Here is a 23,094-nt window from a genome sequence, read left to right as displayed (position 1 = left end):
TTAGCCACCACCTACAAAATGTATTAATTCTACAGAATCTCCGTTAGAGAGATGAGTTATCGAATACTGTTCCTTGTAAATAATTTCTTTATTAACTTCGACAATAACAATTCGATTTTCTAATTGATATTCATTAAGCAGATCCTGAATTGTATAGTTTTTGCTCGAAATATCGATATTCTTTCCGTTTAACCTTATTTCCAACTGCTTACACCTCCAAAGGCTTAAAATTAACGATTGATTTTAAATGCTTCAATCCAGTTACGATCGACTTCCCGTTTAAGGATCAAATCTCGAATTAATTTTCCAGTTGCTGGTGCAAGCAATATCCCATTTCGAAAATGGCCGGTCGCAAATAAGATTTGATCTTCTTCTGGATGAGTTCCAATAAAAGGGTTATAGTCGAGAGTTCGCGGTCGTAATCCTGCCCAAAATGAATCAATTTTCATGTCTTCAATTTCGGGAAGCATTTTTTTAGCGCTTTTTATTAATGACTCAATCCCTTTTAAGCTAGGGTTCTCATTCCATTCGTTATCAATCATCGTAGCTCCGATAACAAGGCGGCCGTCATTCCTTGGAACAATATAATTTTGTTCATGGAAGAGAGTATGCTTTAATGCAACTTTTTCACTTTTGACTGAGATGCATTCACCTTTAACGGGAATAATTTCGTGATGTAATCCAAGCTGTCCAAACAATGAATTACTCCAAACGCCACTTGCAACTACAATGGTTTTTGCTTCAAAATCGCCATTTGTTGTTTTAACTAAATAATGTGAATCAATTTTTTGAATCTGAAATACATGTGTATATTCAAAAATAGATGCACCTAAAATTTGAGCAGCTTTGCAAAACGCGTTACAGACAGAAACAGGCAACACATTCACGTCGTCTTCAATATAAGCTGCTCCAATTATGTTTGGATGGATGCCAGGTATCTGTTTTTTTAGCTCCTCCTGGTTAGACCAAAGTGATGAAGTTTGAGTGAGTAGGGGAGTTAATTGTTTTTTTTCTAAATCTGTATAAGCTAGTTTGAAAATGCCACCTTTTTTAAGTTCAATATCAATTCCACATAATTCTTTTAATTCTTCCTGAAGGTGAAAATAAGTTAATTGACTGTTTCTAGCAAAAGAAAAAAATGACTCGGAATGATCCCATTCGGAATGCGCGCCAAGCATTCCAGCAGCTGCCTTAGTTGTTTTCTGACCAACCTGCTGTCCTTCAAGAACTGCGACATGAATGTTTTCTTTTGCTAGATAATAAGAAATGGAACAACCTATTATTCCACCACCAATTACTACAACATCAAATTTCTTGTTCATAAGCGAATTTGCACCTTTCAAAATATTGCAGCGCAGCTTCTAGGGGATTTCGGGCAGAAAATATGCCAGACATTACAGCTATACCATCAATTTTGTTCTCTTTTAGAACGTGGATATGTTCAGGTAATATTCCCCCGACTGCATAGATTGGTATAGTTAACGTTTTTTTCATTTCTGGAATTAGTTCAATTCCATTAGGTGTTAATCCATTTTTACACTCTGTTTCAAAACAATGACCATACATAATATAGTCAGCTTTATCATTTTCTGCCTGTATTGCTTCAGTAAGTGAGTGAACTGACTTTCCTACTCGTAAATTAGGAAAATATTCTTTTACATCAACAAGTGGTAGACCATGTCCTGGCAAGTGAATATTTGATAGGTTAGAGAAAATAGCTATATCTAATCGATCATTTAAAACAATTTTTTTCATATCTACTTTGTTTATTTTTAGTAGATTTAAAAGTGATAGTAGCTCGATTGCCGTTTTCGATTTTTCGCGAATATGTACATAGTCGACAGCATCGATTATTTGAATTATTTTTGTAGCAAGTACTTCGACTGAGTGCTGATCATCTGTAATTGCAATAAGTTCCATTTTCCCAGCCTCTTTCACTATGAAAATTTTTTCAACAAAAAAACCACTTTCCTAAAAAAAGAAAGTGGTTACATCGCACGTGAAAAAGTATAAAATGCGCCACTTTCCTACGCAGGTACTAGCCTGTTCAGGTTTTGAGGGTTTAAAAGTAACTACTTTATTCTCAGCCCTTATCAAGGGATCCCCTAGTGATGAATATGTATGAAAATTAATCTTAGCATAGCATATAAAAAATAATATTCAATACTAAATTTATTTTTACTAGTCTAATTATTTACTAGAAATTGGGCTTGAGATATAGTGAAATCAAGTATTTTTAGGGGATAAAAAAACCAATAATTTTTTTAATTTGGAATTTCTGTAAAAATTTAGGGGAATAAAAACATTTACATTTTAAATTTGTGGGTTTATATTTAGTTTGAACAATTTAATAGATTGACTAGGGGTGTCCAATTAGTTGGGCTGAGAGAGAAACGCGAATAAGTTTCTTAACCCTCAGGACCTGATCTGGTTCATACCAGCGTGGGGAAGTTAGAAATTTCTCATTAATGATTTCATAATTGTTAATGTAGTTTTGCTAACACTTAGCCGGGTCTTAAAAATAAGATTTCGGCTTTTTTTCATGCTTTAAATGAATTGGATTTCGTCCTTTTTAAACTAATTAAAAAGGGGAATGAAATCAAATGAACAATTCTGTAAATGAAATGAATTTTTCCATCATGTCTAGTTTTTCAGGGAGTAAGAAGGTGTATGTTGAAGGGTCTAGACCTGACATTAAGGTGCCAATGCGTGAGATTCAATTAAGTCCAACAACTGGCACTTTTGGCGAAGAAGAGAATGCTCCAGTAAGAGTTTACGACACTAGCGGACCTTACACAGATTCAGCTAGCTCAGTTGATATTCGAATGGGACTTAAGGCGATTAGACAAAACTGGGTAATCGAACGAAATGATGTTGAAGAGTATGAAGGGCGTGAAATAAAGCCTGAAGATAATGGATATAGAAAAGAGTCAGATCAACATAATGTTGAGGTGTTTAAAGGGTTAAAAAGAAAACCGTTACGTGCAAAGGATAATGGAAATATTACTCAAATGCATTATGCTCGTAAAGGGATTATAACACCTGAAATGGAATTTATTGCGATTCGAGAGAATGTTTCAGCTGAATTTGTTCGTGATGAAGTTGCAAAAGGAAGGGCTGTCATTCCATCGAATATTAATCACCCTGAAAGTGAGCCAATGATCATCGGACGTAATTTTCATGTGAAAATAAACGCCAATATAGGTAATTCAGCCGTCACGTCCTCAATTGAAGAAGAAGTAGAAAAAATGACATGGGCTACTCGTTGGGGAGCAGATACGATGATGGATCTTTCAACCGGGAAGAATATTCATACAACACGTGAATGGATTATCCGAAACTCACCGGTACCAGTAGGGACAGTTCCGATTTATCAGGCGCTTGAAAAGGTCAATGGAATTGCTGAAGATTTAAGCTGGGAAGTGTTTAGAGATACTCTAATTGAGCAAGCTGAACAAGGGGTAGACTATTTTACGATTCACGCGGGTGTGTTATTACGCTATATCCCATTAACTGCAAAACGAGTGACTGGAATTGTATCTCGTGGAGGGTCTATTATGGCTCAGTGGTGTTTAGCTCATCATAAAGAGAATTTTTTATATACTCATTTTGAAGAAATTTGTGAAATTATGAAGCGTTATGACGTAACATTCTCTTTAGGAGATGGACTGAGACCAGGCTCAATCGCCGATGCAAATGACGAAGCACAGTTTTCTGAGTTAGAAACACTAGGTGAGTTAACGAAAATTGCATGGAAACACGATGTTCAAGTTATGATTGAAGGACCGGGACATGTACCGATGCACTTAATTAAAGAAAATATGGATAAACAATTAGAAATTTGTCAGGAAGCACCGTTTTATACATTAGGACCGTTAACGACTGATATCGCGCCTGGCTACGATCACATTACATCAGCGATCGGTGCAGCAATGATTGGTTGGTTTGGTACTGCAATGCTTTGTTATGTAACTCCGAAAGAGCATTTAGGCCTTCCAAATAAGGAAGATGTAAGAGTAGGTGTTATTACATACAAAATAGCAGCACATGCAGCTGACTTAGCAAAAGGACACCCTGGTGCACAAAAAAGAGATGACGCACTTTCAAAAGCAAGATTTGAATTTAGATGGCGTGATCAGTTTAACCTTTCCCTAGATCCTGAAAGAGCAATTGAATATCACGACGAAACATTACCTGCTGAAGGAGCTAAAACAGCACATTTTTGTTCAATGTGTGGTCCAAAATTCTGTAGTATGAGAATCTCTCAAGATATTCGAGATTTAGTTAAACAAGAAGAACTTCAGAATGATTCAATCATCGAAGAAGGCATGAAAGAAAAAGCACTTGAATTTAGAAAACAAGGCGGAGAAATCTATCAATAAGGGTGTGAGCCTTATATGAATAGGGTAGAAGAAATCATAAAAGAAATAAAGTATTTAGAAAGAAATATGAATCAGTTAAAGATCGAATTGAGCACAATTCAAAAAAACTGTGTACACGATTTCCAGAAAAAAGATACGATACAAGAATGCCTTAAATGCAGTTTAATTGAAAGCTTATGTTGGTAATCTGGAGAAACAATACGAAAACAAACCTCAAAAACTAAGAGGTTTGTTTTTTGTTATTCAAGAATTAATGTTCTGACAAACTATTGATTGAAACATCTTCCTCTCGATCTGGTTGACCTAGCGGATAGATTCTAGCAGTTTCATTTGCTTCATCAACATGTTGAATATAAATTGGCACTCCATTATATGTAACATTAGCCATTACAGCAGAAGAAGCAATTTCTTGAGCTCGTTGCTTATTCATACATAACCTCCTCTAAACTAAAAATAGAAACCTAACATATTATTAACCGTGGTGTGATTGGGTATTCATTTAAAATTTATCTTAAAAAACATGCCATATATTTAAAATTTTTTATTCTTCCTTCTGTTTTATTTTGTCTATTTATGCATATTAATTTTCATTCTTTCCGGTAATATGAACTTAATAAGTTTAACTGTATATACAAGCGCTTTTGGAATTTTACTTTCTTTAAATCGAGTTTAGTGTTAAGTTTAAGATCCTTACCTTGGAATAGAAAAATGGTTCGACTTAAAAAGTTCAGTACATATCACTACAATTCATTCTAAGCAAGCACTAGTTTCTTAATGGATTAAAAAAAAACCCCTGTTAAAATTTAACAGGAGTTTTATAGTTTTTAATGATTACCAGTGGTGACCATATCCATATCCGTCATGTCCAGACCAGCAAGCTGCTCCAACAATGATTAATAAGATAAACAGAACAACGATTAAAGCAAAACCGTTAAGATGGTGTCCGTGATGTCCAGTACTCATACATGTGACCTCCTTCATACGATATTTAAGGGAAAATTCCCTTAGGGTCATGCAGCTAATTGAAAAATTACAATTAGGAGAGGTGGATAATGTATCGTATGTTTTTTTGCCAACTATGAAACTAGTCTATAGTGTAATTAGGCTTTTACCTAGAAGTAAGTTTTAATAAATGAATTATTTTTCCTTAGGAAGTGAGATTGCTGTTTCAACTACATAACCATTTTGAAACTTCACAGCTATTGTACCTAAATAAGTGTCAGTGGGCTGAAGTGTTTCGGTACAAGTAAAATAACGAATATGTACAACTTCCTTGGTATCTTTACTAATCTTTTGACAAGCAAGTAAATTACTTAGTCGTTTTAATGCGATCTCTCTTTTCAATCCAATAAGATCCTTTTTAATAAATGATTCATAATAATTTTTTAATGGGAACATTTTAACAGCTCCTGTTCATTCGAAAATAAATTTTCTTAAGTCGTATCATATCATAAAGTAAATCTGTTTTTGTAAAGTTTGTTGATTTGGATATCTATAATTATTCTAGATTGTTAATCAAAATATGTAACTAACAAAAAAAATCCCACTATAGGTTACTATAGTGGGATTTCATTACTTATGCAGTTTGATTTGAATCCTTATCAAACTTATTTTTACTATTTAGTTTAGAATTTTTATATCCGTATGTGATATAAATTACTAAACCGATTACTAACCAAACTACGAAACCTTTCCAAGTAAATGATGAAAGTTGTAGCATTAAATATACACAGAATACAACTGCTAATACTGGTACTACTGGTACCCAAGGCGTTTTAAATCCACGTTTTAAGTCTGGGCGAGTTTTTCTTAATACAAGAATACCAAGAGAAACAGCAGAGAAAGCGAATAGAGTACCGATATTTGTTAATTCAGCTAATTTGTTTAATGGAATTAAGCCAGCGAATAAAGAAACTAGTCCGCCAGTTACCCAAGTGCTTGTTATAGGAACTGAAGTTTTCTTATTAACTTTTGATAATTTACCTGGTAATAAACCATCTTTACTGATTGCATAGAATAGACGAGTTTGTCCAAACATCATTACGATTAATACAGTTGTAATACCGATGATTGCGCCAAGTGAAATGAAACCCGCAGCCCAATCTTGGTGAATAAATGCTAGTGCAAAAGCAACAGGGTCTTTAACACCTAATTGATCAAAAGGAACGATACCAGTAAGAATTAATGAAACGACAATATATAAGATTGTACAAATTGTTAAAGCAGAGATAATACCGATTGGTAAGTTACGCTGAGGGTTTTTAACTTCCTCAGCTGCAGTTGATACTGCATCAAATCCAAAGTAAGCAAATACTACTACTGCAGCACCAGCTGTAACCCCATGGAATCCCATTGGCATAAATGGAGTCCAGTTATGCGGTTCAACGTACCAAACACCAACTACGATGAAAAGTGCTACTACTGCTAATTTTACTATTACCATGATCGTGTTAAGTTTTGCTGATTCTCTAACACCTCTAGTAAGAATGAACGTTACAAGTAAAACAATGATTACTGCCGGTAAATCAATAAAAGTATGTTTAGATGGATCAAATGCACTTGTTAAAGCTGTTGGAAGGTTTACTCCAAAACCATGTAATAAACTTTGGAAATAGCCAGACCATCCACTTGCCACTGCTGAAGAAGCAAGTCCATACTCTAGTACCATATCCCAACCTAATATCCAAGCAATGACTTCACCGAAAGCAACATAACTATAAGTGTAAGCACTACCAGCCTCTGGAATCATAGATGCAAATTCAGAGTAACAAAGTGCAGCAAATGTACAAGCTAAACCTGCGATAATAAATGAAAGAATAAGTGCTGGACCAGCGTAATCAGCTGCTGCTACACCAGTTAAAACGAATATACCTGTACCGATGATGGCACCGATTCCTAACATTGTAAGATCAAACGCTCCTAGAACTTGTTTAAGTGAACTAGGCGATCCGGTTGAAACTGATTTTTTTCGAAATAAATTCATATGAGCCTCCTCTAATCCTATTTTTAGTAGTTTTTTAATTTTCTATTTAGAAAGTTTATTATTTTCTAATTTTACCTCAAAAAATAGAAAATTCTGACAATTAGCTACGAAGTAATATTTCAATTTGTCTCTTAAGTGATTTTTATGATAACACACTTATAGAAATTTTCAAATAATTTTTCGACTTTTTTTTCATTTTTTTTTAAAGTAAGTAGTAAATTCGACTTATTACCCAATACCTAGTCGTTTAGTAAAAATAAACTAGTTAATCGTTATGCCATAAGTAATACTGCACTCATTAATCTTTATATTCCTAAAGGTTTCAGTTGAAATCAGACAAAATAGTTAGATAATTGGGCTTTTTTCCCAAAAATGAAATAAACCTCCTTGATGGAGGTTTATTTTTGGGTCTTTTCTATCATTTAATGTTCTTTTAAGTGACTTAATGATACTTCTTTATCATTTTGTGGTTGATCAAGAGGATAAATTCTTGCTGTGCCCTCATTTTTATTAACATGCTGAATATAAACAGGTACTCCATCGCAAGTTACATTTATCATACCAGGTGCTGCTACGATTTCTAATGCTCTTTCAGTATCCATCATAATACCTCCTTTAATTACTAACCTATATTATTATTTACATAGTAAAGTGAGAGTATTCATGGAAAATAGGAGCTTTTTTAAAGGATTATGTAATATTATAGGGAGGAAAATTGTTGGAGCAATTGTTTTAAGATTTGCCTACATTACTTAACTCGTTTCTTTTCTTGTTGTATGATAGCAAAAAAAGCGAAAAATAAAATTGAACAACACATAAATAGTAAACAAAGTAAACCAAAAAGTATTTGCATATTCGTACCTCCTTTTTATGATGAGAACATCGTAAAGTATGGAACTAGTTTCAGAGCAAGAAAAAGTTTAGAAAAAGGTGAGAAAATGTCTAATATTAAAGAAATTGCGAGGATTGCCGGCGTTTCGGTTACAACAGTCTCACGAGTTTTAAATGATAAACCATACGTTAGTGAGGAAAAAAGAAAAGCAGTTTTAAATGCAATTGAGTTAACAAATTATCAACGAAATCAAAATGCAGTCAATTTAAGCAAAGGAAAAACGAATCTAATTGGAGTGGTTATTCCGTTCTCGCAACATCCATACTTTGGATTGCTAATTGATGGAATTGCTAACGAAGCGATAAAAAATAATTATAAGTTAGTACTATTTCAATCAAATTATGAGGTGAAGCGAGAAATTGAGGCTTTAAAGATGCTGCAGCATAAACAAATAGATTCACTCATTATTTGTTCTAGAGTTTGTTCAATTGAAATGATCGAGAATTATAAGCAATATGGACAAATTGTCATATTTGAAGATACAAGAAATACGGGGGTTTCCTCAACATTTATAGATCAATACAATTGTTTCATGATTGCTTTAGAATATTTATATCAAAAAGGTCATCGGAAAATAGGTTATAGTATTGGTCGTAGAACAGGTAAGAATAGTAAACAAAGAGAATCAGCCTATATTGATTTTCATAGTAAATATAATGAAGCACTAAATAAGGATTTTGTATTCGATAATTGTTACTATTTTGAAGATGGTGAAAGAATTGTCCAGTCTTTATTAAATTTAAAAGAGAGACCAACAGCTTTGTTAGTAACAAGTGACCAAGTGGCAGCGGGTGTGCAGACTTGCTGTAATGATCGTGGAATAGCTATTCCTCATGATCTAGCGATAATTGGGTTCGATAATCAACCAATTGCTAAAGTAATGAAGTTAACAACAGTCGAAATTCCATTACGGGAAATAGGGAGGAAACTTTTTATACAAGCGATTAATTCTGTAATTAATCAAGAGGAGATAGCGATTAAATTAATTGAGCGGCAGACTGTATAATAAAAAAGCTAGTTAGCGCTAGCTTTTTTTCGTGTCGTTGTATGGGAAGTGCAAATAAAAAAGGCAAATCTGCAATTAAAATCTGGATAACTGCAAATAAAGTCACACATGAATGATAGAGTAAATGAATTACAATAGGCCGAGAAATGACCAGTACTAAACAATACTAAAGACTTCTTTCTAAGCTTATAACTCCCAAGTAATAACTTATTAGAAACTAGATTTTGATAGACTGATTCCATAAAGATGACTGATCTCTAACAACTTCCATAAATTTTCTAGCAGCACGTGATTGCCATCTATTTTTATGCCAAGACATGATTGTAGATACACTTCCTAAATTTGTATCCCAATTTATGACTTTTAGTTTTTTTTGCTGCATTTCATTTTGAACTGCTATGAGTGGGAGTATGGATATACCAAGTCCGCACATGACACATTGTTTAATTGCCTCAACACTCCAAAATTCCATTCCAGACTCAGTTGCAATACCTTTACTTCTTAAAAATGCTTCAAAATAATCACGATAACTACCTTGTTCGGTGAGAATTATATTTTCATTCGCATTTAGTGTAAAAGATGAAAGTGTTCTAGTATCAGAAGATGGAGGTAGTAAAATGACAAGTGGTTCTTCAATTAGTGTTTCCGTATATAAATCTGAATCAGTTAATGGAGCCTGTAGTAAGAAGCCAATATCCAAATCTCCTCGACGTAATTCATCTTGTAATTCCCAACATGAACCAGATTTCATTATAATATTTACTTTCGGGTATTGTGATCGAAAAGCTTGGATAATTTGTGGAAGACGGTAGATTGTTAAAGATTCAGGAGCTCCAATCTTTAACGTGGATACTTCTTCATTTTCCATCTGAAATACATCTTTTGCTTTTGTATAGAGCTGAATCATTTCGATTGCGTGAACTAAAAAGTTCTCACCGACCTCAGTCAGATGTACCTTTTTACCTAATCGGTCAAATAAAGGGACTCCTAATTCTTGCTCAAGTGATTGTATATGTGCAGTAACTGTAGATTGTGCATATCCGAGATGGACGGCAGCTCTTGAGAACCCGCCCATATCTACAATTGACTTAAACGTAATTAAATGACGGATTTCCATTATAACCTCCTAAGTATCGGATTTACCGATGAGTTATATCATAATTATTCATTTTACCGATGTTAAGTCGGTTCATATAATTAAAGTATACGAGATTACAATTTTTTTCAATAACTATTGGGGGGATATTAATGAGGAATCGAAAAATTGGTTTTCTTTTGCTCAGCGGGTTAATGATTGGACCTATTTTAGGTTCGGGAATTATCATTTTACCGCCTGCAGTGTATGAAACTGCTGGTAATTATGCTATTTTTGCATGGGTTCTAATGCTTGGTTTAAGTTTAATATTTGCACTAATGTTTGGTAAGCTAAGTTTGTTGATTCCAGGAGATTCTGGAGTACCATTGGCAGTTGAACGTGCATTTGGTACACAACTAAAAAACCTTTCAGCTATTTTCTTTTTACTTGCAGTTTGTTTTGGGCCAATAGCAGTTACAGGTACGGCAGGACATTACTTACAACTACTGACAAATCAAAGTTTCTTCAATGAAAAGTGGCTAGCTTTAGGAATCCTATGTTTTGTTTATATCATTTTAACTCGAAGCATTGCCGATGTTGGAAAATTTGCCTTTTTTATGTCTAGTTTCATTGTAGTGACGCTTATAGTTGGCAGTATTCATACATTATTTACAGTTGATGGGAGCTTTACTTTATCGAATCCGATTACTGTTTCTAATTTTGGAGAAAGTTTACTTTTATTATTTTGGGCCTTAATCGGGTGGGAGGTCATCGGTAGCTATTCTTTAGAAGTAAAAACTCCAGAACGAACAATTCCTAGAGCAGTAGTCTTAAGTTTCTCGATTATAGCAATAGTAAGTCTAACAGTTGCATTTGCTTTCCAGTGGATTCATTCTAAAAATGGAAATATGATGGATCAATCATTAGCACCGTTACTACAAAGTTTATTTGGAAGTTGGTCAACTCCAATTATTTCATCCATTACAATTGCACTTTGTATTAGTACGGTTCTGCTAGTAATAGGAGCAGTATCAAGGCTAATCGCCGATCAAGCCAAAAACGGTTTATTGCCTTCATGGCTTTCTTTTAAAAATAGAAATAATGTGGCAACTCGATCATTATTTAGTTTGTTTGTCATTCACATAATTGTATTTATTCTTTATTTTAATGATTTCCTAAGCATTCAAACACTTGTAGCAATTGCAAATGCATTCTTCTTATGCAACGCTTTACTAGGAGTATTAGCATGTTTACGATTATTTGATTCCGTAATTTTTAAAATCGGTTCATGTATACTAGCAATTTGCTTTTTAGGAATACTTTCTTTTTCCTCGCCGATCATTTTAATATTGATCATAGTAGTTTCAGTGTACTTTATTTGGCTACAAAAAAGACATTCAAAACAACATGAAAAAATTCTACAAGTTGGAAATAAATAATGGATTAGAAAGGAAACTTCTATTAAAAGAAGTTTCAGAGTGTTGAAATATAAAGTCGTCAATAGGGAAACGGACTTTAAATGAACATTTAATAATGATAAAATTAGCATTTTTTGAATGATTTTTTAATGGTTTTAAATGTAAAAGTGTTTGAGCAATTTATTATTCGAATAACACTAGTAATGATTTTTTTTAGAAGTTAAAAATATGATGGGCTTTTTTAGGGAACAAATTTTATAGTTTAGTTTAACAATTGTTCGGTATTAATTGATCTACAAGCTGATTAATATACAACAGTTAGATTACTCTAAGTAAAGGCTATTTGACTAGTATTTAATTACAGACTTTTTTTAATTGTATAAGTTGATTGGAACGGAGGGGTGATCGACTCCTATGGGATTAGCGGGAAGGCTGAGACCCCGCAGGCTTGCCTAGGCCGCTGAATAACTCTATGATTTTTGAAAAAGTTCAATTCCCTAAAATTTCCATCCCCACTTTTGTCTCAAAAATGGGTTAAAACTTAATGTGTCATCCCCACTTTATCTATAAAAATCGAGGTTTTTATGGGAATTGATTTTTCGTAAAAAGCAAAATTTGATCAAAATTTACTTTTTCAGTGGCCTCGGCTTGCCGAGGAGGCTCAGGTCTCGCCCCATGGAAAGCGAGCACCATGTAGTGGAAATCAACATCACTCTACTCCTTTTACGAAAATTTGGTAATTTAATTGACAAGGTGTTTTTCAACAGCGTGAAACTTCTATTAAAAGAAGTTTCTTTAAAAAAAACTAACTTTTTTATAATAATTACACATACCGCATATTTATTATTATTTTTTCTAAAAGGAGATCTACTGGAATTCCACAACACTTTTCAGTTTGGTATAAGATGAAGCTGTTTATTTCAATTTAATTATCGGCTTTTTAGTACGGATGAAGGGTCTTTTATTATTTTAGGATTATATATTATTTTGTAGTTATAAGGTTTAATTATTTCTATTTCTGATATAAAGGAAAGCGCATTTATAATTGGAATTGTTAAGTATTTTAGGAGCATTATTAAGAGGAGTGTATGACTCTTTGGTTTAAATAAACAATACAAATAAAAAACGAATTCAAATGTATTATTAATTCGGCTAATTTTATATAATTTCGGAATCTATAAGTCTTACTTTCTAAATTAACTATCAAATTCAAGATTTCCGAAATTACTTTATTATTAATATTTATTCACTTTTGTATTCGTTGCAAAAAAATATATAAAGCAAGATGATTAAATTATTAGATAAAAAAATAAAATATTTTTTAACGAAATAGAGTAAGAAATTTTCCATATTTTATAAGGTTTTTTACTTTTATTTTCTTTTCAATCAGTTCGATTTAAAAAAAAATAGAATCTTAAAATCTTTACAATCAAATAATTGCTAGTTATAATGAAACCAAATTTGATAATTAGTGTCCTTCGGGGTCGGGTGAAATTCCCAACCGGCGGTGTTGTATATTTATATACTAAGCCCGTGAGCTTCATATAGATTTTTTATATGTTGCTGATCTAGTTAGAATCTAGAGCCGACAGTATAGTCTGGATGGGAGAAGGATGGAGTGCATATATGGTCTGGTTATTTGTTTTTTCAAAAATACTATCCATATAGGCTTAGTTCGTTGTGCATATTTTGTATGTACAACAATAGACGCTATAGTACTGTCTTTAAATAGACTCATATTGAACTAGCGTTTATTTAAGTATGCTTCCTTTCTTAAACATCTATTGCCCCTTAGGAGTTTTCTCTAAGGGGCTTTTCACTTTTTCAAATTAATTTGAATTAGAGGGTGTGATAAGGTGGATCAACTATTTATAAAATTAGAGATGGATCTTACAAAGTCATTTATCGGGCTGGAATGTAATATGCTTTTTCGAAATGAGGTGAAAAAACTTGTTTACTGGAATCGTTGAGGAAATAGGAACAGTAAAAAATATCGTAAAAAAAGGTAAAACTTTATTGCTAACAATTGAGGCACCAGTCATTTTAGAGGATGTTCATTTAGGAGATAGTATCTCTGTAAATGGAGTGTGTTTAACCGTTACGGATTTTACTAAAAATGAATTTTCTGTTGATGTCATGCCTGAAACGTTTCAAGCGTCGAATCTAAGTACTTTGGTTTCAAACCAAAAAGTAAATTTAGAGCGGGCAATGGCTGCAAATGGAAGGTTTGGTGGACATATTGTATCTGGTCATATTGATGGCACAGGTAAAATTATATCTGTAAATGCAATGGAAAACGCAGTAATGTATAAAATTACTATTCCAAGTTCGTTTGCTAAATATTGCCTACAAAAAGGCAGTATAACGATTGATGGTACAAGTTTAACAATATTTGAAGTTGAAACTGATATTGTAACAATCTCTTTAATTCCTCATACCCGATCACATACCATCTTAGGCAGTAAAAAAACGGGAGACGTTGTTAATATTGAGTTTGATTTATTAGGTAAGTATGTTGAAAAAATGCTTGGTATGAATGAGACGAAAAAGAGTTCTGCAATAACAACTTCATTTTTATCTCAAAATGGCTATATATAAAGGAGTAAGCTCATGTTCTCTAAAATAGAAGAAGCAATTGAAGATTTGAAAAATGGAAAAATTATTATTGTTTGTGATGATGAAGATAGAGAGAATGAAGGCGATTTTGTTGTTATCGGAGAATTTGCAACTCCTGAAAATATAAATTTTATGGCAACACATGGTCGGGGTTTAATATGTGCACCTGTTTCTGAAGAGATAGCCAAAAAACTGGATTTATATGAAATGGTAACAAACAATACAGATTCACATGGAACTGCCTTTACGGTAAGTATTGATCATATCGATTCTACTACTGGTATCTCAGCATTTGAGCGTTCACATACTGTTTTACAAATGTTAAATGATGAATCAACTGGAGCAGATTTTAGAAGACCTGGGCATATGTTTCCTCTAGTCGCTAAAAACGGAGGCGTTATTGAGAGACCGGGACATACTGAAGCGGCAGTAGATTTAGCTCGAATGGCCGGATCGAAAGAAGTTGGTGTTATTTGTGAAATTATGAATGACGACGGAACTATGGCAAGAGTACCCGATTTAATCAAAATCGCAAACAAGTTTAATTTAAAAATGATAACAATTAAAGATTTAATTCATTATAGACAAGAAACTGAACAACTTGTAAAAAGAGAAGTTGAAATTAAATTACCAACTGATTTTGGTGATTTTAAGATGATTGGTTATACAAATGAGATCGATGGTAAAGAGCATATTGCGATTGTAAAAGGTAAAGTTGACGATGGTGAACCAGTACTTGTACGTATTCATTCGGAATGTTTAACAGGTGATGTATTTGGCTCATGTCGTTGTGATTGCGGACCGCAGTTGCAATCTACATTATCGATGATTGAAGAAGCTGGAAAAGGTGTAATTGTTTATATGCGACAAGAAGGTAGAGGAATTGGCTTACTTAATAAGTTACGAGCATATAAGTTACAGGAAGAAGGCTTTGATACTGTTGAAGCAAATTTAAACTTAGGATTTGATTCAGATTTAAGAGATTATGCGATAAGTGCTCAAATTATAAAAGATTTAGGCATTGAGAGTATAGATTTAGTAACTAATAATCCAGTTAAAATAGATGCGTTAAAATCTCACGGAATACAGATTAATAATCGAGTGCCAATTCAAACTGAGATGAAAATGGAAAACGAAAAATATTTAATTACTAAAATTGAAAAAATGGGACATTTATTACACTATTAAAAAATGGGAGAGATTAAGATGAAATTTGAAGGAAATTTAGTAGGATCTGGACTTAAAGTTGCTGTAATTGTAGGACGTTTTAATGAATTTATTACATCAAAACTACTTGGTGGTGCAGAAGATGCACTATATCGTCATGGTGTAGAAGAATCAGACGTTGATGTTATTTGGGTACCTGGAGCATTTGAAATTCCATTAGTTGCAAAAAAACTAGCAGATTCAAAAAAATACGATGCGATTATTACGCTTGGAACAGTTATTCGTGGGGCAACTACTCATTATGATTACGTATGTAACGAAGTGGCAAAAGGGGTTGCAGCTATTACTCTACAAACTGGTATCCCTGTTATTTTTGGTGTATTAACGACAGAAAATATTGAACAAGCAATTGAAAGAGCGGGAACGAAAGCTGGTAATAAAGGTTGGGATTCTGGTATTTCGGCAATTGAGATGGCTAATTTATTAAGAACTTTAAACTAAGTATATATATAATAGAAGAAACTGGTTAAGGAGAGGTGAATTTTACCTCTCTTTTTTTTATTAAATTACCAATAATCTATTAGAAATTCCATGTTAAAATAAGATTAATAATTTGATAATTCAAAAAGAAAGGGTGATTCACTCAAGTGGCTATTTTTCAGTTAAAATCAAATAACCCTGATTTTTCCTATATAATTGCAAAAAATCCAAGCTCTGGGATGAGTATTAAGACAATTAGGAAGGGAAACGCGTTTGCGTGGTATTCTACAGAAGATACATATAATATTTATTTTAAAGATGCTGATAATGAAATTTCGTATAAAGAACAAGCAGAGGAAATGTTTGAATACTTAAATACGACAAGATATTGTTCAACCCTATTCCCTTTAAATGCAATCAACACATTCTTTTCTTCAGCATTCAAAAAATTACATGAAAAAGATCAGAATGAATATGAAAATAGCGTATTGATTAATGCTATTCATGTGAAAAACGTTAGTTACTTAAACTTCTTTCAGAGGCATTTAAATGAATTTGATCTAACCTTTGAAGAGTTAGCTAGTAAAACTTATCAGCTACGTATTCGTACAACAAAAACAATTCATGAGTTAATTCACTATACGACAGTGCTATGCGTTTTCTTGAGCATCGTTTCAGATGAGTATATCGATTTTACAGACGATGTTATACGAAAATATATAACTAGTATGCAAGTCATTGATGCACCTTATTATATACGTTATTTATTTAATAGAAATGTGTTAAATAGTCGTAAAAAATTTCTTGCATTTAAAAATGAACTTGAAAAAACAAATCATTATGATATCAATTTTAAATTTGGAAATACTGCAAGACAGCGTCAAGAGTGGATTTCAGAACAGTTAAAATTTGAGCGTTCTATTCTTGATATTGGTTGTGGTGAGGGAGCGTATGCAATTCCTTATAGTCAAAAAATCAGTGAGTATGATTATTTCGCAATTGATATTGATGCCGAAATAAGAGAACGATTGAAATATAAAATAAATAACAAAGTGATTGAAAATATTGCAATCTATGAGTCTTTATCTCACTTTCTAGAGTTTTACGACAACGATTTGAATGTTGATGTATTGCTAACTGAAGTTGTTGAACATATGAGTGTTAAGGATGCTACCAATTTAATAAAGAGCGTACTATCTTATGTTAATTTTGAGAATTTCATCATAACGACTCCAAATGCAGAGTTTAATAATCTATACCAATTAGATGGATTTAGGCATGATGATCATAAATGGGAAATGACAAAAGAAGATTTCGTTAAATGGATTGATTCAATCTTAAGTAATACGACATATACGTATACATTCTCGGATGTAGGAGATCGTGTAGACGGAATCTCACTTTCTCAGGCAGTTGTTATAACGAAGCAAAAAGTAAAGGAGCATCAGGAATGAAAATCTCAACAAATGTTCATACGATTTTTCTTTTAGTAGGCTCTAGTGAATGTGGAAAATCGACTTTTGCAAAAAAAATTTTAATTCCATCTTTATCTTATAGAGACGAGTCGAGAAATTATAAAACAAATATACAGTATTTATCATCTGATGATATTAGACGAGAAATATTAGGGGAAGATTTTGATAAACATAGTACGATTATGCTCGAGGCGAGTGAACAAGCATTTGAATTACTATTTACTAAATTAAAGATGGTTACAACATTCCCAATTAATGCAGAATTTGTAATTGTCGATACAACTGGACTATCAGAATCATTCCGTGATCAAGTTGTAGAGATCGCAAATCAAAATTCATATAATGTTGATTTAGTATTATTTGACTATAAAAATATACGTGAGTACTATTCTTCAGACCGATCAAAGAAATTAATTGATAATCATGTAAGACGTCTTCGAACAGAAGTAATTCCAAATATAAAAAGAAGTAATTATCGAATTATACATCGTATTCGTCAGAAGAATTTTCTTAATCCGACTGAATTTGAGATTAAAGTGGATAATATGGAGGAGTATATTTCTCGAAAGCTGCCTACAAAATACAAATATACAATCGTAGGGGATATTCATGAACAGGTTCTCACATTTCAAAAGCTATTATCGAAAGCTGGTTTCACGGTTCAAAATAATCAAATAATAGAATCAGAGAAAAGTAGTAATCACCGCATACTATTAGTAGGAGATTGGATTGATAAAGGGAACAAAGTTAAAGAAATAATTGAGTTCATTTATTCAAACCGCAAATGGTTTTATTTTATAAAAGGAAATCATGAAAATTTTGTTAGTAAGTATTTATTAGGTCAATTAAAAGATTCTTCGATTGATCAGAGCTTAGTCGAAACATACTTTACTTCTATTAAAACGTTGGAAAAAGATGAAGGGCTCCAAGTTAAGTTTTTAGAGCTGGTTAATGAAAGTAAGGAGTTTTATCACTATATAGGTGAAGACTTTCCTTCATATTATATTACTCATGCTCCATGTAAAAAGAAATATATTGGAAAAATGGATAATAATTCATTACGCCATCAACGTTCATTCCGAATTGATCGTAATAAACCGATTCAGGAGCAATTACAATTTTTAGCTGAGGAAGCTGTTTCAAATCAGCCTTATCATGTATTTGGTCATGTTGCGAGTAAGAAATTAATTCGTATTAAGAATAAATATGGAATTGATACTGGTGCTGCTAGTGGGAATCAGCTGACTAGTATTAGAATATATTCAAATAACCCATATTTGTATAGTGTTCCTTCAGTTGATGAGGATGTCGTGAATAAAGAAGAATTACCAGAATTATTCAAAGGAAGAGAAAAAAGTATCAATCTAAATGAATTGGATCAAAGAGATAAACGACGTCTCAATTATGTATTAAAAAATTCAATTAATTATATTTCTGGTACGATGAGTCCGGCTGATAAGGATACAAATGCGAATGATTTAGAGTCTTTAAAGCAAGGACTACAATACTTTAAAGATAAAAAGGTTCAAGAAGTTGTACTTCAACCAAAGTATATGGGTTCAAGATGTAATATCTATTTTTCTAAAAAAATTGAAGAATGTTATGCAGTCAGTCGGAATGGATATCGTGTAAAAAATGTTGATCTTTCGGGCGTGTATTCAATTCTATTAGAGCGATTAGGTAGCTTTATGGAAAAAGAGAATATTAGAACTTTAATTCTAGATGGAGAGTTACTACCTTGGATCGTATTAGGCACGGGATTAATAGAAGGTAAATTTAATGTCTTATCAAAATCATTAAGGTCTGAATTAAGCATATTAAAAGAGACTGGATTTGATGAGCATTTTAACAAACTGATCTCTAGATATGAGCAAACGGATTTTCATGATGAAGTAAATCATACTACGAAACAAATATTAACGAATAAATATGGTCATAATGACTATTCAACATTTAGTGTAGTAAAAGAAACATTAAAGTCGTACGTACCGATTAAAAAGCATGAAGAGTTATTAGATATTTATGATGAGCAACTGAGAATATATGGAGCGAAATCAGAAATAGAGTATAAGCCATTTAATCTCTTAAAAATGGTTTATGAAAATGGTGAGGAAAAATTACCTTCATTAAGTACTGCTGAAATTTTCTCACTCGTATCGGGTGACGATTATTTAGTTCTTTCATTGGATGATGAACATTACTTTGAAAAAGCTAATCATTATTATGAAACGCTAACGACAACTAGAAAAATGGAAGGTGTAGTCATAAAACCTAACCATAAATCTTTCAATAGTGCTCCATTCTTGAAGGTTAGAAACGCTGATTATTTAACGCTTGTTTATGGATATGATTATAAATTAGAACATAAATATCAGAAGTTAATCAAACAAAAGCGGATCAATAAGAAGATAAATGCCTCAATTAAAGATTATGTTTTAGGGCAAAAGATGTTAGAATATCCACTATCTTCAATCTCAAATGATAATGAGCAGTATAAACAATTAATTGCAAATAAATTATTCGAAGAACAGCAGGCAAAAGAAATCGATCCTAGACTATAAAATGAAACACCTTTTATGAATCATAAAAGGTGTTTTTTCATTAAAAAAAAGCAATCTGAATATTTGTTTAATCTTCTAAATTTGTGGTAGTGTAAAATTTAGTAAAAGTTAATTTGGAGGTAGAAATTAAATGTTATTTTTACTAATTTTAGTATTGCTAGTTATCATAATAACAATGTTTTTAAATACATATCCTCATTTTGGGAAGAAATATTCAAAGGATAAAATGCAGTCATTTTATGCTTTAGAGCATTACAAAAATGGTAAGTTTATAAACCAAATCCCTACGAGTATGAGTATGGATTTCAAAACAAATGTTTCTATGGTTAGAGACTTTGTTAAGATAAATCCCAATCGTACGCCTAAAGAAAAGATTCCAATGGAAAAAATGGACGTTTCATTTTTGCATTCGAAAAATAACGACTCAAAAATTACTTGGTTTGGACATTCAGCTTTATTAATTCAAATCGATGGAAAAAATATTTTAATTGATCCAATGTTTGGGAACGCACCAACCCCGTTTCCGCAATTTGGTGGTAAAAGATATAGTGGCGGTTTACCAATTGAGATCAGTGAATTACCAAAAATAGATGCTGTCATATTATCGCATGATCATTATGACCATTTAGATTACGGTACGATAAAAAAAATCAAACAAAAAGTTGATCGATTTATTGTTCCTCTTGGTGTAGGGAGTCACTTGGTGAGTTGGGGAGTATCAAAAGAGAGTATTTCTGAACATAACTGGTGGGATGAATTTAAATTTGATCAATTAACTTTAGCTTGTACTCCTGCAAGACATTTTTCAGGAAGAAATTTAACTGATCGTAACAGTACATTGTGGTGTTCGTGGGTCATCATTGGTGGGAAAACGAAAATTTACTTTAGTGGAGATAGCGGTTATGCACCTCATTTTAAGGAAATAGGGGAAAAGTATGGACCGTTTGATTATGCATTAATGGAATGTGGTCAATATGATAAACGATGGTCTGCAATCCATATGCTGCCAGAAGAAACAGTTCAGGCTTTTATTGATGTAAAAGGTGAAGTTCTTGTTCCAATTCATTTTGGTGCTTTTACATTAGCATTTCATGACTGGAATGAGCCAATTGAACGGGTTGTGAAGGCTGCTAAAGAAAATGAGGTAAAGTATGCCACACCTAAAATTGGAGAAACAATTAATATAAGTACAGGTGAATATCCTAAATCAATTTGGTGGAAGTAGTTTATTTATTTGAAAAAAAGCAGGATTGTACATTTTATTATTGAATAAATAAAAAATCAATTTTTTAGGGAAGTGATGTTAATGGAAGCATTAAAAGAAAGTGCAAAAATAGTACAAGATTTAATTTTTGAGTTAGGTTATTCAAATAAAGTGATTGAACTACCAAATAGTGCAAGAACTGCTCAGGAAGCAGCGGATGCATTAAATTGTGAAGTAGCTCAAATAGCAAAGTCTATTATCTTTAAATTAGAAAGCTCAAATAGTCCTGTCCTAATCGTAGCAAGTGGAATAAACCGTGTAAATGAGAAACAAATCGAGAAAATAATGAATGATAAACTAGCTAAAGCAGATGCTGATTTCGTGCGTGAACAAACAGGATTCGTAATTGGAGGGGTATCACCAATCGGTCATAAAAACCAAGTAATGACATTTATAGATGAGGATCTATTACAGTATAAAGAAGTATGGGCTGCTGCTGGTCATCCAAAAGCAATTTTTCAGTTAACACCAAATGAATTAATTGAAATGACAAAAGGTAAAGTAGTAAAAATTAAATAATAGAACAGAAATCATTTAGGCACATTCAAGTGTAATAAATCAGTTATTGATTTACTATACTTAAATGTGTCTATTTGTATTGGTAATTTTTACCTTTAAATCAATGTGAAATACGTCAGACTAAATTAGAGGGAAAGAGAGATGAATAAGTAAATGTTCAAATTTATTTGTACGACTTGTGGCGTTCAGTATAACAAGTCTATTGATCCTCCTGATTACTGCATAATTTGTTCTGAAGAAAGACAATACATCAATCCAAATGGTCAAAGTTGGACAACATTACAATTAATGAAAGAACAAAACTATCAAAATATTATTCGCTTTGAAGAAGAAAATTTATATAGTATTGTAACGAGCCCTAAGTTTGGGATTAGTCAAACTGCCTATCTTATTAAGAATAAAGGGTTTAATGTTTTATGGGATTGTGTTACTTATCTAGATGAGAAGACGATAGAAGAAATTATGAGGTTAGGAGGAATCAATGCGATTGCTCTATCACATCCACACTATTACTCTAGTCAAATTGAATGGGCTGAAAGATTTGATGTACCTGTATACATACATGAAGATGATCAAGAGTGGGTCACGAGAAAAAGTGATAAAATTATTTTTTGGTCTGGCGAATCGTTGGAGCTTTACAAAGAAATTCAAATTCATCGATTAGGCGGGCACTTTAAAGGTGGGGCAGTATTAGAATGGAAAGCTGGAAATGAGCAAAAAGGAATACTGTTAACAGGAGATATTATTCAAGTAGTTGCAGATCCAAATTGGGTAAGTTTTATGTACAGTTATCCTAATTTAATTCCATTACCAGCAAAAAAAGTAAAAGAGATATCATTAGCCGTAGAGAAGTTAACATTTGATAGAATTTATAATGCATTTCATGGGATTGTAAAAGAGAATGCAAAGCTCGTTGTCTCTAATTCTGCTAAAAGATATATTGAAGCATTGGATGGTATATTATTTGATACTTAATTGACAGTTAATCTACGAAAAAAGGACCAACTCTGTTTGGTTCTTTTTTGTGTTTTAGGTATCTTACAATCTTACTTAGAACATTCCATCGTTTATCTAAATAACTTTATTTATATTTTAATTTTTAATTAGCTAATTGAATTATAAAATGAATCCCTAAAATAGTTAAAAATCACGTTAATTTTATTAAAAAAAACGCAGAAGTTTGTCGTATTTTTTCACGAGTGGAATAAATGCTGATAAATCAAGGCTAGCAATAACCCATTTGATTAAAAACAGAA

General features: G+C 32.4%; 20 protein-coding genes and 3 riboswitches. Of the genes, 11 read left to right on the top strand and 9 right to left on the bottom strand.

What is annotated here, in order from left to right; translation table 11 throughout:
* Genes thiS through MY490_RS18560 form a run of 3 tightly spaced genes read right to left on the bottom strand, consistent with a single transcriptional unit; the run spans position 1 to position 1,920 of the window.
* Entirely contained in the window at positions 1-204 is a 204-nt protein-coding gene (gene thiS, locus MY490_RS18570) for a sulfur carrier protein ThiS (protein WP_248266996.1), read from the bottom strand.
* A 26-nt stretch (positions 205-230) separates the two neighbouring features.
* Positions 231-1,322: a glycine oxidase ThiO gene (thiO, locus tag MY490_RS18565; RefSeq protein ID WP_248266995.1), complete on the bottom strand. Its 1,092-nt coding sequence runs from the start codon at positions 1,320-1,322 to the stop codon at positions 231-233.
* Positions 1,306-1,920: a thiamine phosphate synthase gene (locus MY490_RS18560; RefSeq protein ID WP_248266994.1), complete on the bottom strand. Its 615-nt coding sequence runs from the start codon at positions 1,918-1,920 to the stop codon at positions 1,306-1,308. The genes thiO and MY490_RS18560 overlap by 17 nt, the downstream gene beginning before the upstream one ends.
* Before the next feature lie 87 nt (positions 1,921-2,007).
* Positions 2,008-2,117: riboswitch (TPP riboswitch) on the bottom strand.
* A gap of 234 nt (positions 2,118-2,351) precedes the next feature.
* Positions 2,352-2,466: riboswitch (TPP riboswitch) on the top strand.
* A 137-nt stretch (positions 2,467-2,603) separates the two neighbouring features.
* Between MY490_RS18560 and thiC the strand changes: the two genes are divergently transcribed.
* Positions 2,604-4,382 (top strand): phosphomethylpyrimidine synthase ThiC, encoded by a 1,779-nt coding sequence (gene thiC, locus MY490_RS18555; protein WP_248266993.1) that lies wholly within the window; start codon positions 2,604-2,606, stop codon positions 4,380-4,382.
* A gap of 250 nt (positions 4,383-4,632) precedes the next feature.
* On the opposite strand, the gene MY490_RS18550 is transcribed toward thiC, so the two are convergent.
* From MY490_RS18550 to MY490_RS18530, 5 genes are all read right to left on the bottom strand, one after another.
* A complete protein-coding gene (locus tag MY490_RS18550) occupies positions 4,633-4,812 on the bottom strand; it encodes a small acid-soluble spore protein H (RefSeq protein WP_248266992.1) in 180 nt (59 codons plus the stop codon).
* Between the two features lie 401 nt (positions 4,813-5,213).
* The gene (locus MY490_RS18545) at positions 5,214-5,345 is read right to left on the bottom strand and encodes a YjcZ family sporulation protein (protein ID WP_097976661.1); all 132 of its coding nucleotides are present in this window, start codon (positions 5,343-5,345) and stop codon (positions 5,214-5,216) included.
* A gap of 174 nt (positions 5,346-5,519) precedes the next feature.
* Complete coding sequence (locus MY490_RS18540) at positions 5,520-5,780, bottom strand: hypothetical protein (protein WP_248266991.1); 261 nt, start codon at positions 5,778-5,780, stop codon at positions 5,520-5,522.
* 178 nt (positions 5,781-5,958) lie between these two features.
* Positions 5,959-7,365 carry a branched-chain amino acid transporter BcaP gene (locus tag MY490_RS18535; RefSeq protein ID WP_248266990.1) on the bottom strand — a complete coding sequence of 469 codons (1,407 nt, stop codon included), beginning with the start codon at positions 7,363-7,365 and terminating at the stop codon, positions 5,959-5,961.
* Positions 7,366-7,787: 422 nt separating this feature from the next.
* On the bottom strand, positions 7,788-7,967 hold the full coding sequence (locus tag MY490_RS18530; RefSeq protein ID WP_056471502.1) for an H-type small acid-soluble spore protein: 180 nt from the start codon (positions 7,965-7,967) through the stop codon (positions 7,788-7,790).
* Positions 7,968-8,303: 336 nt separating this feature from the next.
* On the opposite strand from MY490_RS18530, the gene MY490_RS18525 reads away from it, so the two are divergent.
* On the top strand, positions 8,304-9,263 hold the full coding sequence (locus tag MY490_RS18525) for a LacI family DNA-binding transcriptional regulator (protein WP_248266989.1): 960 nt from the start codon (positions 8,304-8,306) through the stop codon (positions 9,261-9,263).
* A 217-nt stretch (positions 9,264-9,480) separates the two neighbouring features.
* Here MY490_RS18525 and MY490_RS18520 read toward each other — a convergent pair whose 3' ends face one another.
* The gene (locus MY490_RS18520) at positions 9,481-10,380 is read right to left on the bottom strand and encodes a LysR family transcriptional regulator (protein WP_248266988.1); all 900 of its coding nucleotides are present in this window, start codon (positions 10,378-10,380) and stop codon (positions 9,481-9,483) included.
* A gap of 131 nt (positions 10,381-10,511) precedes the next feature.
* Here MY490_RS18520 and MY490_RS18515 point away from each other — a divergent pair, with 131 nt between their 5' ends.
* The 9 genes from MY490_RS18515 to MY490_RS18475 all read left to right on the top strand — a co-directional run bounded on the left by MY490_RS18515 (position 10,512) and on the right by MY490_RS18475 (position 22,813).
* A complete protein-coding gene (locus MY490_RS18515; protein WP_248266987.1) occupies positions 10,512-11,777 on the top strand; it encodes an APC family permease in 1,266 nt (421 codons plus the stop codon).
* A 1,449-nt stretch (positions 11,778-13,226) separates the two neighbouring features.
* Positions 13,227-13,374, top strand: a riboswitch (FMN riboswitch).
* Between the two features lie 332 nt (positions 13,375-13,706).
* On the top strand, positions 13,707-14,354 hold the full coding sequence (ribE, locus tag MY490_RS18510) for a riboflavin synthase (RefSeq protein WP_097976652.1): 648 nt from the start codon (positions 13,707-13,709) through the stop codon (positions 14,352-14,354).
* A 12-nt stretch (positions 14,355-14,366) separates the two neighbouring features.
* Entirely contained in the window at positions 14,367-15,560 is a 1,194-nt protein-coding gene (locus tag MY490_RS18505) for a bifunctional 3,4-dihydroxy-2-butanone-4-phosphate synthase/GTP cyclohydrolase II (RefSeq protein WP_097976650.1), read from the top strand.
* Between the two features lie 18 nt (positions 15,561-15,578).
* Positions 15,579-16,040 (top strand): 6,7-dimethyl-8-ribityllumazine synthase, encoded by a 462-nt coding sequence (ribH, locus tag MY490_RS18500; protein WP_097976649.1) that lies wholly within the window; start codon positions 15,579-15,581, stop codon positions 16,038-16,040.
* Positions 16,041-16,186: 146 nt separating this feature from the next.
* Positions 16,187-17,473 (top strand): class I SAM-dependent methyltransferase, encoded by a 1,287-nt coding sequence (locus MY490_RS18495; RefSeq protein ID WP_248266986.1) that lies wholly within the window; start codon positions 16,187-16,189, stop codon positions 17,471-17,473.
* Positions 17,470-20,055 carry a metallophosphoesterase gene (locus MY490_RS18490; protein ID WP_248266985.1) on the top strand — a complete coding sequence of 862 codons (2,586 nt, stop codon included), beginning with the start codon at positions 17,470-17,472 and terminating at the stop codon, positions 20,053-20,055. Before MY490_RS18495 ends, MY490_RS18490 begins: the two co-directional genes overlap by 4 nt.
* Positions 20,056-20,281: 226 nt before the next feature.
* Positions 20,282-21,280, top strand: a complete 999-nt coding sequence (locus tag MY490_RS18485) for an MBL fold metallo-hydrolase (RefSeq protein ID WP_248269423.1) — start codon at positions 20,282-20,284, stop codon at positions 21,278-21,280.
* An 81-nt stretch (positions 21,281-21,361) separates the two neighbouring features.
* Positions 21,362-21,838: a YbaK/EbsC family protein gene (locus tag MY490_RS18480; RefSeq protein ID WP_248266984.1), complete on the top strand. Its 477-nt coding sequence runs from the start codon at positions 21,362-21,364 to the stop codon at positions 21,836-21,838.
* Between the two features lie 153 nt (positions 21,839-21,991).
* Complete coding sequence (locus tag MY490_RS18475) at positions 21,992-22,813, top strand: MBL fold metallo-hydrolase (RefSeq protein ID WP_248266983.1); 822 nt, start codon at positions 21,992-21,994, stop codon at positions 22,811-22,813.
* The last annotated feature ends 281 nt before the right edge of the window (positions 22,814-23,094 follow it).

It is taken from the genome of Gottfriedia acidiceleris, from assembly GCF_023115465.1.
Classification (GTDB): Bacteria; Bacillota; Bacilli; order Bacillales; family Bacillaceae_G; genus Gottfriedia; species Gottfriedia acidiceleris_B.
The sequence above is the reverse complement of the archived record's forward strand: the minus strand, read 5'-3'. Positions and strand labels throughout refer to the sequence as shown.

Bases quoted from the DNA above. Each gene is read 5' to 3' on its own strand.
- thiO (WP_248266995.1), bottom strand. From the start codon at position 1,322: ATGAACAAGAAATTTGATGTTGTAGTAATTGGTGGTGGAATAATAGGT.
- MY490_RS18560 (WP_248266994.1), bottom strand. From the start codon at position 1,920: ATGGAACTTATTGCAATTACAGATGATCAGCACTCAGTCGAAGTACTT.
- thiC (WP_248266993.1), top strand. From the start codon at position 2,604: ATGAACAATTCTGTAAATGAAATGAATTTTTCCATCATGTCTAGTTTT.
- MY490_RS18550 (WP_248266992.1), bottom strand. From the start codon at position 4,812: ATGAATAAGCAACGAGCTCAAGAAATTGCTTCTTCTGCTGTAATGGCT.
- MY490_RS18545 (WP_097976661.1), bottom strand. From the start codon at position 5,345: ATGAGTACTGGACATCACGGACACCATCTTAACGGTTTTGCTTTAATC.
- MY490_RS18540 (WP_248266991.1), bottom strand. From the start codon at position 5,780: ATGTTCCCATTAAAAAATTATTATGAATCATTTATTAAAAAGGATCTT.
- MY490_RS18535 (WP_248266990.1), bottom strand. From the start codon at position 7,365: ATGAATTTATTTCGAAAAAAATCAGTTTCAACCGGATCGCCTAGTTCA.
- MY490_RS18530 (WP_056471502.1), bottom strand. From the start codon at position 7,967: ATGGATACTGAAAGAGCATTAGAAATCGTAGCAGCACCTGGTATGATA.
- MY490_RS18525 (WP_248266989.1), top strand. From the start codon at position 8,304: ATGTCTAATATTAAAGAAATTGCGAGGATTGCCGGCGTTTCGGTTACA.
- MY490_RS18520 (WP_248266988.1), bottom strand. From the start codon at position 10,380: ATGGAAATCCGTCATTTAATTACGTTTAAGTCAATTGTAGATATGGGC.
- MY490_RS18515 (WP_248266987.1), top strand. From the start codon at position 10,512: ATGAGGAATCGAAAAATTGGTTTTCTTTTGCTCAGCGGGTTAATGATT.
- MY490_RS18505 (WP_097976650.1), top strand. From the start codon at position 14,367: ATGTTCTCTAAAATAGAAGAAGCAATTGAAGATTTGAAAAATGGAAAA.
- ribH (WP_097976649.1), top strand. From the start codon at position 15,579: ATGAAATTTGAAGGAAATTTAGTAGGATCTGGACTTAAAGTTGCTGTA.
- MY490_RS18490 (WP_248266985.1), top strand. From the start codon at position 17,470: ATGAAAATCTCAACAAATGTTCATACGATTTTTCTTTTAGTAGGCTCT.
- MY490_RS18485 (WP_248269423.1), top strand. From the start codon at position 20,282: ATGCAGTCATTTTATGCTTTAGAGCATTACAAAAATGGTAAGTTTATA.
- MY490_RS18480 (WP_248266984.1), top strand. From the start codon at position 21,362: ATGGAAGCATTAAAAGAAAGTGCAAAAATAGTACAAGATTTAATTTTT.
- MY490_RS18475 (WP_248266983.1), top strand. From the start codon at position 21,992: ATGTTCAAATTTATTTGTACGACTTGTGGCGTTCAGTATAACAAGTCT.